This window comes from Thauera propionica, assembly GCF_002245655.1.
GTDB classification, from domain to species: Bacteria; Pseudomonadota; Gammaproteobacteria; order Burkholderiales; family Rhodocyclaceae; genus Thauera; species Thauera propionica.
On sequence record NZ_NOIH01000010.1, the window covers coordinates 1 to 13828 of the forward strand.

The following is a 13828-nucleotide window of genomic DNA, read 5'->3' on the forward strand; positions in this document are numbered from 1 at the left end:
CTATATGCCGATCATCGGTGGCTCTATTGTGGCGGTCAGTGACACCAAGGGCCACGTTTTTGCCGTTCGTGTGGACAACGTCAAGTCCGGAACCTGGTGTATCGAGTGCGCGCAAAGAACGAGGTGGACGATGGAGCGGGTAGACATGGAGATGCAGGGGCGCGACATACAATGCATCTCAGATCGTCGCGCGGCGGTGACGAATCAATCCCGCCTGAGATGGCGGTGTTCTTACGGCCACGAATGGGAAGCGACCATCGCCAATGTCTGGCATCGCAAGAGCGGCTGCCCATACTGCCGGCACAAATCGGAGTCCCTGTGCAGAGAGGTTTTTGAGGAGTTCTTCAACGCTAGATTCCCCAAGATCCGGACGGCTTGGACACAGGGACTGGAGCTGGACGGGTACTCGTCCGAGCGAAATGTTGCGTTCGAATACCAAGGCACTCAGCATTACAGGACGGTCAAGCACTTTGGTGTGGATGACGAGAAGCTGAAGTTGATTCAAGAACGGGACCGCCAGAAGGTGCTTATATGCCGCTCAAACTTCATCTCGCTCTATCAGATCAAACACCATCCTCACGACTGCAACCGCAAGGATGATTTTCAAGCGTACGTTGAAAGTGAGTTGGTGTCTCAGATCATGAAGGAGCGCGAGGAGCTGGAAGCAGGCAATCACTGGCTTCAAAAGAGCTTTCCCCGGCTCTCACACCGGTAGCAAAAGTGACATTCAAGTAGAAGAGGTCATGATCAAGCGTCCTTCAGCCCATCGAAAGATGGGCTTTTTTATCATTCCGAACTAGATTAACAGAGGCGGCCGGGATAGACTTTGTGCGCTCGCCATCGTTCGGTATCGAAAGTAGCTCTCCGATGGCGACAAGTTTCGAATCAAACCGCGATTTTAAAAAGGAAAAAAGATGACCTCCGCTGAACTCCAAGCGCTGATCGAGCAGCGCAACGAACTCGACGCAAAGATTGCTCAACTCAAAGCCGACAAGCGCAAGGAAGCCGTCCAGCAAGCGCGCTCACTTATCGCCGACTTCGAACTAACTGCCGAAGAGCTCTTCGGCAAGGCGAAATCAGCCGAGAAGGTGGCTCGTAAGAAGCCAACAGCGAAGTACCGCTGCCCTGAAACTGGAGCGGAATGGTCTGGCATGGGTCGCCCGCCGCGCTGGACCGAAGGCAAGAATTTGGACGATCTGCGTATCTAAGGGTCCCGCGCTGCGAACTGGGCGTTGCAACCGTGCAACTCCCACTCTTACTTGCAAGCAACTGTCCGAATTAAGGCGCACTTGGTCGCCCATGTCGGCTCCTTGTCACCAGTTTTGCTGCTGGTGACAAGGATTATGGCGAGGCGACTTCGGGTCCTAGAGCGCCATGCGAGAGACTCACCGAGGCATCTGAGGGCGCGGAATCGGAGGTTGGAACAATTGTTGCTCTCTTCCCGCCGACGTTCCGGCGTGGAAGGCGCAAAGCCGCCAGTCCCCGACTATGAAGCTGCGGCCAAACAAAGCTTCTGGTTTCTTCGGAGTTTGGCCCACCAAGACCGAGCAAGGTTGAATCACCGCTTCCAGTACAGGAGCCACTGTTAGGTCAGAAGCTATGCGACATGGCGGTCCCATCACTCACGCTTGATAACAACGGCTGCTGGGTCGCGGCGGGTTTGAGCCGAGCGGTCCCAAGGTGATGACAGAAACGCTGAAGGCAGCAAAGAGAGTCGCTGATGACGTGACGGGGTGGATACCTGAGCGCGTCTTGACGATGAAGGGCCAAATAGAGACCCGCCATGCCGATGTCTACGCCGATTACCGCCTATGGGGCCCAGCCTCCTCAAGCCCCTTGCGCTTTTGCTGAAGCTCAAGCGCGACAGCATGGATAACCTCAAAGAGTACCCGCGCCGGTAGCGGGACACTAAACCCTTGCTCGATCGTGCTCCGTCCGATCGAAGGTGAAGGTCCCGCCAGCAACGATTTCATTCCTCAAGCAGGCTGAAAGAACCAAGATGCCCTAGGCCGTAACGCCCTGAAGCTACGATCAGGCCCTGTTTAGGACAACGGTCCAGCCGACACCATCAAGGTAGTACGCACGGCGGACGTGACGGCTCTCGTACCTCACAACAAGGGTAGCTCTTGCTGCACCGGCGGCATCATCCTGCAAGCACGAGAGGACGTAGTCCAAGTCCTCACGGCTCTCAGCAAACCCTTTCGTCTCTTGGCGCAGCTGGACACCACTGGACTCCGTCCATCTGACAAAACTGAATGACCACGCGCTGACGGGCAACCCCGGCTGAGTCAAGAACCCTTCGGCCAACTCGACTAAGAAAGCAGCCTCTTGAGGATCTACGCACGATGCTGCAAGACGCCGAGCCACGGTGGCTGCCTGATGGCGCATCTCCATCAGCCGAGCCCCGATGCTGCTCTTAGCTCCGCGAGGCTTACGCTCACCTGCCGACTGTGCGCCGCGCCCGGCACCCTTCGGGCGTACAGCCCCAGTTTGCTCTGGTGACACCCCCTCCTGTCCTCCCGTGGCCAGCCAATCTGCCAACTGGAAGATGTCAACGCACTTGCGCCCCCCCAAAGACTTCAGTTCAAACGGAAGACGGTCTCGCGAGATGAGATGCGCCAAGGCCTTCTCAGTCTTACCGAGAACCTTGGCGAGCTCGGCAGCGTAGAGGACAACCTGCCCAGGGTATTGAGCCTGAAGATGACTGAGGACTTGCTCGGGTGTCACGGCGGCGTCCGCTAGGAGACGTAAAAAAACCCACCAAAAACCCACCAACTGGTGGAGTGCGGTGGGCTTCTGGGGGGTCAGATGGGTTAAACTAACTTAAGCAACTATCCGCTAACCCATTGATTTATAAGGCTGGCGGAGACGGAGGGATTCGAACCCTCGATACCGTTTTTGACGGTATGCTCCCTTAGCAGGGGAGTGCCTTCGACCTCTCGGCCACGTCTCCATCAGGAAGGCGCGATCATAGCGAGTTCGCGTCGCCCGGTCAAACTCTATTCACTGGCTTTATCCAGCCGCACCGACTCCGCCTGCAGCGGCCATTTCCAGCATTATCTTGACGGTGTTGACCGCGCTCTCATCCCGGCACCGCCCGCTGCCGCCGACGGCAGCCTCGCGTTCGCCCCGGTCTTCGCACAGGGCATTTCATCGCCATGCCGGAAAACGCGGGAGACGTGGACACCCGCTTCGCTTCGCTTCTGAACTATCCGTGCCATCGTCCTATCCAACGACGTGTGGATAAAGCTCGGGATTCTCGCGAAGACGGAACTTTGGTGGGAGCTACGAGCCCAACCCAACAAATGCGCCTCATACAACTTCTAACGCAAAAATGCGAAATTTGTCATTGTATGTGGAGCGAATAGTGATTTATACTTTTCTTAGGCTATAACTTTAGTCGTAGAAGCCCGCATACCAAACTGATTCGGAGTCATGCAGAATTCATGCACTCACTCCATACTCAACCGAGGAAACACAGATGAAAGCCACTGACAGCCTTGACGTCCGCGAAATCCGCCGCAAGCTCGGCCTGAACCAGTCCCAGTTCTGGTCGAAGATCGGCGTCACCCAGAGCGGCGGCTCCCGCTACGAAAGCGGCCGCAACATTCCGCGCCCCGTCCAGGCTCTGCTGCGCCTGGTTCATATCGAGCAGATCGACATCAACAAGGTCAAGCGTGACGACGTCGACGTCGCCGAGTACCTGAAGACCACCAACCCCGAGCTCTACAAGACCCTCAAGAAAGAAGCGCGCGCCAAGAAGAAAGACCGCTGAGCGGAATGCCGTCCGGCAATCAAGGGCTGACGCGAACCGTCAGCCCTTTTTTTTCGATCCGGCTGGCGATCGCCTGCAGTTCATCCACTGCCAACGGCGAGAGGTGCGTGGCCTCGGGCTGCATCGATTGCCGCGCGATGCCGTAGAGCAACACGCCCTGCAGCTTCGCCACCCCGGCCTGCTCCAGCAACGCAAGGTAGGCGTCAATCTCCGCCTCCGACGGCACCGCATCGTCCCAGCGGAACATGCAGGTCTGCACCCAGGTAGCACACAGTTCGGTGCAGCGTCCCAGATTGCGCGCGACCGAATCGGGCTCAAGCTGCACACCGTTGATGCGCGCCATGGCCTCCGACGTCCCCGCATCCACCTTGAACCATACTTCGCCGCCCGCCTCGCCGAGCCGCCTTACACCTTCCTGCACCCGCGCCTGCGCCAGCAGGCTGCCGTTGGTGATCAGCCGCACGGGCACGGTCTCGTCCAGCCCGAATTCCGCACGCAGGCGCAATACGAGCTCGACCGCCTCCGGGAATACCGTGGCGCTGGTCGGCTCGCCGTTGCCCGAGAAGGCGATGTCCTTGATCACGCGCGCGTCCTCGGGCACGAAACGCTGCATCCAGTCGCCATGCAGCAGATCGGCAAGGAAGCCGCGCAATTCGTCCTCCAGACGAACGAGGTCGATTTCCGGCGCCTTGCCGCGTACCAGCCCGGGCACCTGGCAGTAGGCACAGTGCCAGTTGCAGGCGTTGTTCGGATTGAGGTTGACGCCAACCGACACGCCTCCCGCACGCCGCGACAGCACGGGATAGACGTAGGTCAGCCCCGCAAGGTCACGGTCGTGGTTGCGGACACTCAGGCTACGTGGATGCACCGGGGATGCGGAAGGGGAAATCATCGTCTGCTCAATCACTTGCGGAATATACGGAACGGCCGGCGCGCAGGCTCGATGCTATAATCCGCGCCCTTTGCCAGAGGTCAGCCATGCGCATCACCCGCCGTCTAGAATTCGATGCCGGACACCGGATCCCCGACCACGCCAGCCAGTGCCGCCACCTGCACGGCCACCGCTACGCCATCGAGGTGACGCTGTCGGGTGAAATCATCAAGGCCGACGGGCTTGCGGTCAATGGCATGGTGATGGACTTCGCCGACGTCAAGCGCATCGCCAACGAACTCGTGGTCAGCCAATGGGACCACGCCTTCCTCGTCTACCGTGACGACACGCTCGTGGCAGACTTCCTCGCCGCCGTCCCTGGCCACAAGACCGTCGTGCTCGACGTGGTGCCGACGGCGGAGAACCTGGCGGCGGAAGCCTTCCGCATCCTCGATCCCGCCTATCGCGACACCTACGGCAATCACCTGCGCCTCGAGCGCGTGCGCCTGTACGAAACCCCCAACTGCTGGGCAGACGCGGTTCGCGCCTGAGGGCCGCCGGCATCGTCCGCGAGCGCTGCCGCTCACTCTGACGGCGTCACCCGGTTCGGTCCATATGCGCCGGCCAGGCCGGCAGCCGCCAGCCAAAGACCACGGCCAGCAGCCGCGAGCCGGTCGCTGTGCAGATGCCGGCGATCATCGACAGGTGCGATGCCATGCCAAGGGCGTCGAGCCCAAGGAATACGCTGCAACCGACCACAGCACACAGGGCATAAGGACGGTGGTCGTGGTAGACCTTCGGGATCTCGTTGCACAGCACGTCGCGCAACACCCCGCCGAACACCGCCGTTATCACGCCCATCAGGACCGCCACCAGAGGAGGCATCCCGGCCGCCGATGCGATGGAGGCGCCAGAAATGGCGAACAGGCCCAGGCCGCAGGCATCGGCAAACTCCATCGCTCTTTCCATCAGTCGATGACGGACGGTCTTCACCCACAGTGGCGCCGTCAGTGCAAGCGCGATCACGAGCCACAGGTATTCCTGGTTCTGGATCCAGAACAGCGGCCGGCGATCGAGCAGGATATCTCGCAAGGTGCCGCCGCCGAAGGCCGTGACGAAGGCCACCGAGAACACACCGACGATGTCCATGCGCTTGCGGATCGCCTCGAGCAGGCCGGACATCGCGAACGCGAGCGTACCGCCGACCTCGATCACCAGCAGAATGGTCTCGAACTTCATCTACTCAGCACAGGAAACACGGTCACGCCTCAAGCGGCGGACCGGTGGTTGGCCAAAGAAAAGGCACGCGTCGCACCGCGAGGCGTGCCGCATCTCCCGAGAGGGCTTCGGGTTCAGACCGCGTAGCGACGCAGGCGCTGCGAGAACTCCTGCAACTGCTTGATGCCGCTCTGTTCGGCGCGCGCGATCCAGTCCTGCAACTGGGCCAGCAACTGCTCGCGAGTCGCGTTCGAACGCGCCCAGATCGCCGCCAACTCCTCGCGCATCGTCATCACGGTGCTGAGCGCCTCGCTCTCCTTGACCACCACCTGCAACTGCTGGCGCTGCTCCTCGGCCAGACCACGGTCCTCGCCCGCCAACACCCAACGCTTCAGCGCGCGGGCATCGAAGCGCACGCCGTGCGTGGATTTCAGGCGCTCGATCTCGTCCGCGCACACCCGCTTCAGCGAGCTCATGTAGCGCGTCATCACGTCGTAGCGGTGGGTGACGATCGCCTGCAGGGTATCGAAGTCGGGCACGTGCTTGGCTTCGCCGAAGCGCGGCGTCGGAATCACCTTCTTCGCCTTCGCCAGCCCGAACATCTCCAGGATGCGGATGTACATCCAGCCGATGTCGAACTCGTACCACTTCGACGACAGCTTGGCCGAGGTGGCGAAGCTGTGATGGTTGTTGTGCAGTTCCTCGCCGCCGATGAGGATGCCCCAAGGCGAGATGTTGCGCGAGGCGTCCACGCAGTCGTAGTTGCGATAGCCCCAGTAGTGGCCGATGCCATTGATGACGCCGGCCGCCCAGAACGGGATCCACACCATCTGCACCGCCCAGATCGTCAGGCCGACGGCACCGAATGCGATCACGTCGATCACAAGCATGATCGACACGCCCAGCACCGAACGGCGATAGACATTGCGTTCGAGCCAGTCGTCCGGCGTGCCGTGGCCGTACCGCTGCAGCGTCTCCTGGTTGTTCGCCTCGGCCCGATAGAGTTCGGCGCCTTGCCACAGCACCTTGCGGATGCCCCGCGTCTGCGGGCTGTGCGGATCCTCGGGCGTCTCGCACTTGGCGTGATGCTTGCGGTGGATGGCCGCCCACTCCTTGGTGACCATGCCGGTGGTCAGCCACAGCCAGAAGCGGAAGAAGTGGCTCGGGATGGGATGCAGCTCCAGCGCCCGATGCGCCTGGTGACGATGCAGGAAGATCGTCACCGAGGCGATGGTGATGTGGGTCAGGACCAGGGCCACGACGACGTAGCCCCACCAGGGAAGATCGAACAACCCGGTATACATGCGGATGAATATCCTTGAAAAACAGATAGCTTGATGATTCTACGTGAAGCGCGGAGCGCCCGTCCTAGGGATTACCCTCGTGCGGCCTGACGATGCCGCAGGGCCGCGGCGACGTGTCCCGAGAGTCCTATGCGGCAGTCGAACTCTGACCCGCTCCGGGTCGGCACGTTCCGTGGCGGCCCGCTCAACGCTTGAGCGGCAACGCGGTCACGGCGACTGCATCGCGGCGGTGCTGCAGCCAGTTGTCGCGATAGGCCCGCGCGACCTCGCAATGGCCGCGCAGGATCAGCACGTTCTCAGAGTTCCGGTTCTGTGCCGACCAGGTGAAATTGAACGAGCCCGTGACCACGGCGCAGCCCGGCCCGTCCGCGTCGACGATCAGCACCTTGTTGTGGGCCGCGTTGTACTTGGTCTCCAGCGCCACCGGCACACCCGCCGCGAGCAAGCGTGGCAGGGCATTGCCCTTCTCGCGCCGGTTCATGCGCTCGTCGGCCAGCACCTGCACGTCGACGCCGCGCCGATGGGCCTTCACCATCGCATCGGCGATGCGGCGATTGGTGAAGGCATAGGCCTGCACATGCAGGCTGCGCCGCGCCTGGCCGATCACACGGACCAGCAGCGACTCGGCATCGTCACGTGGCGTGAATGCGACCTCGATCTCGCCGCGACCGGCAAAGCGTTGCGAAGCCTCGACGGACAGCGCCGCAGGCAGCGACGCACACAGAGCGGCCGCCAATGCAAACCGCCCCAGCCCGCGCCGACTGCAGCGATCAGGCACCCGCAACCCGCTCCATCACCGCGGCGAAGAAGCCGTCCGTATCATGGACATGGGGCAGCAGGCGCAGGCGCTCGCCCGTTTCCAGCGTCACGCCCTGCTTGTCCAGCACCTCCTGTGCCGACACTGCGCGGAACTCCGGATGGGCGGCGAGGAAGGCATCGACCACCGCATCGTTCTCCTCCGCGAGCAGGCTGCAGGTCGCATACACGAGACGGCCACCGGGACGCACGAGGCGGGCCGCGGCAGCGAGGATCGCGCCCTGTTTGGCAACCATTTCATCGACGGCCGCGGGCGACTGGCGCCATTTCAGGTCGGGGTTTCGGCGCAGCGTGCCCAGGCCGGTGCACGGCGCATCGACTAGCACGCGGTCGGCCTTGCCGGCGAGGCGCTTCACCTTGGCGTCGTTCTCGTGCGCGATCAGCACCGGATGCACGTTCGAGAGTCCGGCACGCGCCATGCGCGGCTTGAGCTTCGCCAGGCGCTTCTCCGACACGTCGAAGGCATACAGGCGGCCCGTCGAGCGCATCATCGCGCCCAGCTGCAGCGTCTTGCCGCCAGCGCCAGCGCAGAAATCCACCACCAGCTCGCCGCGCTTGGGCTGGACCAGCAGGCCAAGCAACTGGCTGCCTTCGTCCTGCACTTCGAAGCTGCCGTCGAGGAAGAGCGGATGCTTCTGCAGCGCAGGTTTGCCCGCCAGGCGCACCGCCTGCGGCGACAGGGTTCCCGGCTCGGCTACAATGCGGTCCTCGCGCAGGCGCGCGAGCAGCGTGTCGCGGTCGATCTTGAGCACGTTGGCGCGCAGGTCGAGCGGCGCCGGCCTATTCAGCCCCTGAGCCAGCGCCAGCACGCCCTCCTCATCGAAACTGCGCAGCAGGCGCTCGGCAAGCCAGTCGGGCAGATCGGCCCGCTCCGCCAGCGTCGCTTCGCCCAGGCTCACGGCCTTGAGCTTCTCGATCCACTCGCGCTCGGTCGCCGATGCCAGCCCTTCGAAGTTGCGCATCGGCCAGCCTTCGCCACGGGCGAACCAGGCCAGCAGCAGCTCGCGCGGCGTCGCCTTGTCGCCTGCGAGACGGCGCAGCCAGCGCAGCCGGCGCAGCACGGCATACACGGTCTCGGCGATGAAGCCACGGTCACGATGCCCAAGCTCGCGGTTGTCGCGGAAATGCCGCGACAACACGGCGTCGGCAGGAAACTCGAATGCGAGCACGGTGCCGAGGGCCTGGGTCGCCTGGATGAACAGAGCGCGCGAAACAGCGCCTTCGGGGGTCTTGTCAGTCTTCTTCATATCGGTATCAGTTCCTGTAGAGATCGGCCAGCGGGTCGATCTCTTCCTTCAATTCGATCGGTTCGGTGAGCGCAACACCGCCCCCCTCGTCGTCTTCGGCGCTCTTGGTTGGCTCGCCCGCCGGCGTCAGGCGCAACTGGATGGCCTGCTGATCGAGCACCTCACCCTCATCGTCGGCGATACGGATGCGCACCGGCAGCATGCCGTAGCGGCTCGCCAGCCAGATGTCGATCGTCAGGCTGCCATCTTCGGCCTGCGCCCGTAGCCGCAGCGTGTCCAAGCGACCGATAGGCAGGCGCAGCCCCTCCGGCCCCACCACCTCGAGCAAGGCCGGCTTGGCACTCTTGTTGGTCAGCACCGTCAGCGTCGCCGGCAGACCGTTGGCACCGACGATGCCGACCTGATGCCACAGGCTCAGCACGTCCTGATCGCCCGGCAGGATGCGCGCCGTGCGCGGCGCACGATTGCCGCGGCGGATCGTCGCCTCGCCGGCCTCCCAGTCGAAATCGACCGCATCCGATGCGCGGCCGCGTTGTTCTACGGTGAAGCGCTGGGGGCGCAGGCCGCGGTCGCCCACCTCGCCTTCGCTGCGCTGCGTGTACTGGAAGCTGCGCATCAGCGCCGCCACGCCGGTGGTCTTCAGCTCGACCCGCATGTCGTAGCGCCGGGTGTCGTGCGACCACTGGTGGGTCGCCTGCCCGACCTCGAAGCCCTTGTCGCCCATCATCACGCGATAGACGATGCGCCCCTCGCGCGGCCAGCCGTCCGCATCTGCTACGTCGAAGGCCGCACCGGCCATCGGATCGAGGTTCGGGACTGTCGGCACGAGCGCTGCCGGCGTCGGCAGGTCGGCCATGACGGGCGTAGTCTCGACAGCGGGCACGGCCAGCGCCACCTGCACGGGTTCGGGCGGCGCAATGGCCGCTGGCGCCGGCTTGGCTACGGGCTTGGCGACTGGCCTGGATCTGGGTTTCGGGGCCGGCGCGACCGGCGGCGCACTGGGCGCCGGCGTCTCGGCAAGCGCCGCCGGTGGAGGGACGACTGGTGGCGGAGGCGGCACGATCAGGCGCGCCTGCATGAAAGGCTCCGGCAACTCCGGTTCGACCGTCGGCGACAGGTTCAACTCGGCCCCGCCCAGCAGCGCGACATGCGCCACAAGCGAGATGCCAAGCGCGGCCAGGCCGTAACGGTCGATCACCGGTCCAACTCCTCAATCCAGCGCAGGCACGGTGCAGCCCACGGCATGGTCATCCTCGCCCGCGAGGTGGACGCGCCCCTGCCCGTCCACACTCAGGCGGCCATCGACGAACCAGCGCACGGCCTGCGGATAGATGCAGTGCTCCTGCGCCAGCACGCGCGCCGCCAGGCTCGCCTCGTCATCGCCGGGCAGTACCGGCACCACAGCCTGGACGATGATCGGGCCGCAGTCGAGCGTCGCCGTCACGAAATGCACGGTCGCGCCATGCACGCGCACGCCCGCCTCGAGCGCGCGCCGGTGGGTGTGCAGACCAGGAAAGGACGGCAGCAGCGAGGGGTGGATGTTGATCAGGCGGCCGTCGTAGCGGCGCACGAAATCGTCGGTCAGCACGCGCATGAAGCCGGCCAGCACGACGAGGTCGGGCCGGTAGCCGTCGATGCATTCGGCCAGAGCCAGGTCGAATGCGGCGCGATCGGCGTAGGCCTTGTGATCGACCACTGCGGTCTCGATGCCGTGTTCGGCGGCAAACGCCAGCCCGCTGGCGTCGGGACGGTTGCTGATGACCGCGGCGATGCGGGCACCGGGAATGGCGGCGTCAACGATGGCCTGCATGTTGCTGCCGCGGCCGGATACGAGAATGACGATGGACTTCATCTGGAAAATTTGAATGAAACGCCCGCGCACCTTCAATACACAGGCAGAAAGACCGCGGTGGTCAGGTTCTGGACAACGCGCGTCACCGTGCGTTCGGTCTCTTCCTCGACCACATCGGACAGCACATCGAGCAGACCGACGATGCGGCCGAATTCGCGCTCGAAGCTGAGGTTGGACGATTCGCCGAGTTCGTTAGACAGCAACAGCAGCTGTCCCTGCCCGTCACGGGCGGTCGCCAGCTTCCAGGCTGCGATCTCAACGTTGCGGGCCGCATTGTAGAGGTGCTGGGGCTCGAGATCATCCAGAAGGTAAAAAACTTCGCGATCGCCGAAGGCGGACTGCACCATGCTTCCCAGCCCGACGATCAGCGCCTGCACACGGTCGCCGCGGAACTCCGGGTGCAGGGCGACATGCAAGGCATCGAGATCGCGCCGGTTGCCGAGCGATTCGAAACGCCAGCGGTGCTGCTCGTCGAAGATGCGCGAGATCGCCGCTTCGGCGCTCGGCGCGCCGGTCTTGCGCCATTCGCGGGGGTTGCGCTTGTAGAGCTTGTCGGCCAGGCGGCGCAGGCTCGCGAAGATGTGCTGCTGGTGCGTTTCGGCCACGCGGTTGATGTCGGTCTTGATCAGCTGCCGCGGATCGAAGCCGCGCTCGCGCTTCGCATTCGGCGCCGTGCCCGGCGTGGAGCAGCCAGCCAGCGCAACGACGGCTGCCACGACCAGCCCTGCACACAGCCACGCCAGGGGGCGGCGATCGACCTTCAACGCGAGTGAAGTCTTGCGCATGCGCATCATCCCGGCAGGTGCTCTGACCGCATCATACCGGAAGCTCCCGCCGCAACCGCAGCAAGCCCGCAACGTATAATCGCGCCCTTCCCGACCGCGGCCTTCCACCCATGTCCGTCATCCATCGCCTGTCCGACCTGCTGGTCAACCAGATCGCCGCCGGCGAGGTCGTCGAGCGCCCGGCCTCGGTCCTTAAGGAAGTGCTGGAGAACGCGGTCGACGCCGGTTCGCGCGCCATCGAGGTGCAGCTGGAACAAGGTGGCGTGCGCCGCATCCGCGTCGCGGACGACGGCTGCGGCATCGACCGCGACGACCTCGAACTGGCACTGGAACGCCACGCGACGAGCAAGATCGCCACGCTGGACGACCTCGAACACGTCGGCACGATGGGTTTTCGCGGCGAGGCGCTGGCCGCCATCGCGGCCGTGGCGCGCACCTCGATCACCAGCCGCGCAGCCGGCGCCAGTCACGCCTGGCGCATCGACGGCAGCGACCGCAGCCTGACACCGGCCGCGCTGAACCAGGGCACGGTGGTGGACGTCGCCGACCTGTATTACAACACCCCGGCACGGCGCAAGTTCCTCAAGACCGAAGGCACGGAATACGCTCACTGCGACGACATGTTCCGCCGCGTGGCGCTGGCCCGGCCCGATATCGGCCTGCAGCTGTCGCACAACGGCCGCGTCATCCACCGCCTGCCTCCGGGTAGCCCGGCGACGCGAGTCGCGGCCCTGATGGGCGACGACTTCCTGCAGCATGCGCGCGAGGTTTCGGCCGAGGGAGGGGTGCTGCGCCTGACGGGCTTCGCCTCGCTGCCGGCCTACTCGCGCGCCAGCCGGGATGCGCAGTTCTTCTTCGTCAATGGCCGCTTCGTGCGCGACAAGCTGCTGACCCACGCGGTGCGCGAGGCCTACACCGACATCCTGCATGGCAGCCGCCATCCCGCTTACGTGCTGTTCCTCGAGCTCGATCCCGCCGGCGTGGATGTCAATGTCCATCCGGCCAAGATCGAGGTCCGCTTCCGCGAGTCGCGCGCGGTGCACCAGTTCGTCTATCACGCCCTCAAGCGCGTGCTGGCCGAATCGGGCGCCGGACGCATCGAGGCCGAACCGGCCGCCGCGCAACCTGCGGCGGGTGCGGGCTTCGGCATCGCTGCCAACACCGCCACTTATCCCGTTGCCGGCGGGCATACGAACACAGCGTCGCCGCCCCCGGCAGGCGGACGCTCCTGGGGCGCCGCGCCCCCGCAACAAGGCCAGCTCGCGATGGATTCCGCCAGCCGCGCCTATCTGGATTTCGCCGCCCGGGCACAGACCCCGCTTTCGGGCACCGCGAACGTGGCCGCCCCGCCACTGCCGGATGGCGACGGCGCGCCGCCGCTTGGGTTCGCGCTGGCCCAGCTGCACGGCGTCTACATCCTGGCGCAGAATCGCACCGGCCTCGTGCTGGTCGACATGCACGCTGCGCACGAGCGCATCCTTTACGAGAAGCTCAAGACCGTGCTCGACGGCCGGCCTTCGGTGCAGCGCCTGCTGATCCCCGCGGTGTTTTCCGTCGGCCCCAAGGACATGGCGGCAGCAGAGGAATGTGCCGACGTGCTCGCCGGCATGGGCTTCGACGTGGGCGCGGCCGGCCCGCAGGAGCTGGCGGTGCGCAGCGTGCCGGCACTGCTCGCCAACGCCCCGGTGGCCGAGTTGATGCGCAAGCTGCTCGAGGAGCTGCGCGAGTTCCCGGCGTCCGAGGTCGTCACCGCGCGCCGCAATGAACTGCTCGCCACCATGGCCTGCCATGGCGCGGTGCGCGCGAATCGTCAGCTGACGCTTCCCGAGATGAACGCGCTGCTGCGCGACATGGAAGCCACCGAGCGCGCCGACCAGTGCAACCATGGCCGCCCGACCTGGACGCAGCTCACGATGGCCGACCTCGACCGCTTCTTCATGCGCGGCCAGTGATCGCGCCG

At 64.4% G+C, this 13828-nt stretch carries 13 protein-coding genes and 1 tRNA gene; 5 read left to right on the forward strand and 9 right to left on the reverse strand.

The annotated features are described in order from the left end of the window. Both CGK74_RS09740 and CGK74_RS09745 read left to right on the forward strand, forming a co-directional pair. Positions 1 to 715 (forward strand): zinc-ribbon domain-containing protein (locus tag CGK74_RS09740; protein WP_165770068.1); only part of this gene is annotated, 715 nt, incomplete at its 5' end. Positions 716 to 914: 199 nt separating this feature from the next. Continuing rightward, positions 915 to 1208, forward strand: coding sequence for an H-NS histone family protein (locus CGK74_RS09745; RefSeq protein WP_094268300.1), 294 nt, complete (start codon positions 915 to 917; stop codon positions 1206 to 1208). A 1652-nt stretch (positions 1209 to 2860) separates the two neighbouring features. Here CGK74_RS09745 and CGK74_RS09755 read toward each other — a convergent pair. Further along, positions 2861 to 2953, reverse strand: a tRNA-Ser gene (locus CGK74_RS09755). A 528-nt stretch (positions 2954 to 3481) separates the two neighbouring features. Here CGK74_RS09755 and CGK74_RS09760 point away from each other — a divergent pair. Then, a complete protein-coding gene (locus CGK74_RS09760) occupies positions 3482 to 3775 on the forward strand; it encodes a helix-turn-helix domain-containing protein (protein WP_094268302.1) in 294 nt (97 codons plus the stop codon). 19 nt (positions 3776 to 3794) lie between these two features. Here the strand turns inward: CGK74_RS09760 and CGK74_RS09765 are convergent, their stop codons facing one another. After that, entirely contained in the window at positions 3795 to 4667 is an 873-nt protein-coding gene (locus CGK74_RS09765; protein ID WP_094268303.1) for a radical SAM protein, read from the reverse strand. 86 nt (positions 4668 to 4753) lie between these two features. Between CGK74_RS09765 and queD the strand changes: the two genes are divergently transcribed. After that, entirely contained in the window at positions 4754 to 5197 is a 444-nt protein-coding gene (queD, locus tag CGK74_RS09770) for a 6-carboxytetrahydropterin synthase QueD (protein ID WP_094268304.1), read from the forward strand. Positions 5198 to 5243: 46 nt separating this feature from the next. Here queD and CGK74_RS09775 read toward each other — a convergent pair whose 3' ends face one another. The 7 genes from CGK74_RS09775 to CGK74_RS09805 all read right to left on the reverse strand — a co-directional run bounded on the left by CGK74_RS09775 (position 5244) and on the right by CGK74_RS09805 (position 11868). Next, a complete protein-coding gene (locus CGK74_RS09775) occupies positions 5244 to 5885 on the reverse strand; it encodes a trimeric intracellular cation channel family protein (RefSeq protein ID WP_094268305.1) in 642 nt (213 codons plus the stop codon). A gap of 113 nt (positions 5886 to 5998) precedes the next feature. Next, the gene (locus CGK74_RS09780) at positions 5999 to 7168 is read right to left on the reverse strand and encodes a DesA family fatty acid desaturase (RefSeq protein WP_094268306.1); all 1170 of its coding nucleotides are present in this window, start codon (positions 7166 to 7168) and stop codon (positions 5999 to 6001) included. Positions 7169 to 7352: 184 nt separating this feature from the next. Then, the gene (locus CGK74_RS09785) at positions 7353 to 7904 is read right to left on the reverse strand and encodes a phospholipase D family nuclease (protein ID WP_094268307.1); all 552 of its coding nucleotides are present in this window, start codon (positions 7902 to 7904) and stop codon (positions 7353 to 7355) included. Between the two features lie 34 nt (positions 7905 to 7938). Beyond that, the gene (locus CGK74_RS09790; protein ID WP_094268308.1) at positions 7939 to 9231 is read right to left on the reverse strand and encodes an RsmB/NOP family class I SAM-dependent RNA methyltransferase; all 1293 of its coding nucleotides are present in this window, start codon (positions 9229 to 9231) and stop codon (positions 7939 to 7941) included. A 7-nt stretch (positions 9232 to 9238) separates the two neighbouring features. Then, positions 9239 to 10429: a DUF3108 domain-containing protein gene (locus tag CGK74_RS09795; RefSeq protein WP_094268309.1), complete on the reverse strand. Its 1191-nt coding sequence runs from the start codon at positions 10427 to 10429 to the stop codon at positions 9239 to 9241. 12 nt (positions 10430 to 10441) lie between these two features. Further along, positions 10442 to 11083, reverse strand: a complete 642-nt coding sequence (gene purN, locus CGK74_RS09800) for a phosphoribosylglycinamide formyltransferase (RefSeq protein ID WP_094268310.1) — start codon at positions 11081 to 11083, stop codon at positions 10442 to 10444. A 32-nt stretch (positions 11084 to 11115) separates the two neighbouring features. Then, on the reverse strand, positions 11116 to 11868 hold the full coding sequence (locus CGK74_RS09805; RefSeq protein WP_206186229.1) for a hypothetical protein: 753 nt from the start codon (positions 11866 to 11868) through the stop codon (positions 11116 to 11118). Positions 11869 to 11978: 110 nt separating this feature from the next. On the opposite strand from CGK74_RS09805, the gene mutL reads away from it, so the two are divergent. Beyond that, the gene (mutL, locus tag CGK74_RS09810; RefSeq protein WP_094268312.1) at positions 11979 to 13820 is read left to right on the forward strand and encodes a DNA mismatch repair endonuclease MutL; all 1842 of its coding nucleotides are present in this window, start codon (positions 11979 to 11981) and stop codon (positions 13818 to 13820) included. Positions 13821 to 13828 lie beyond the last annotated feature (8 nt).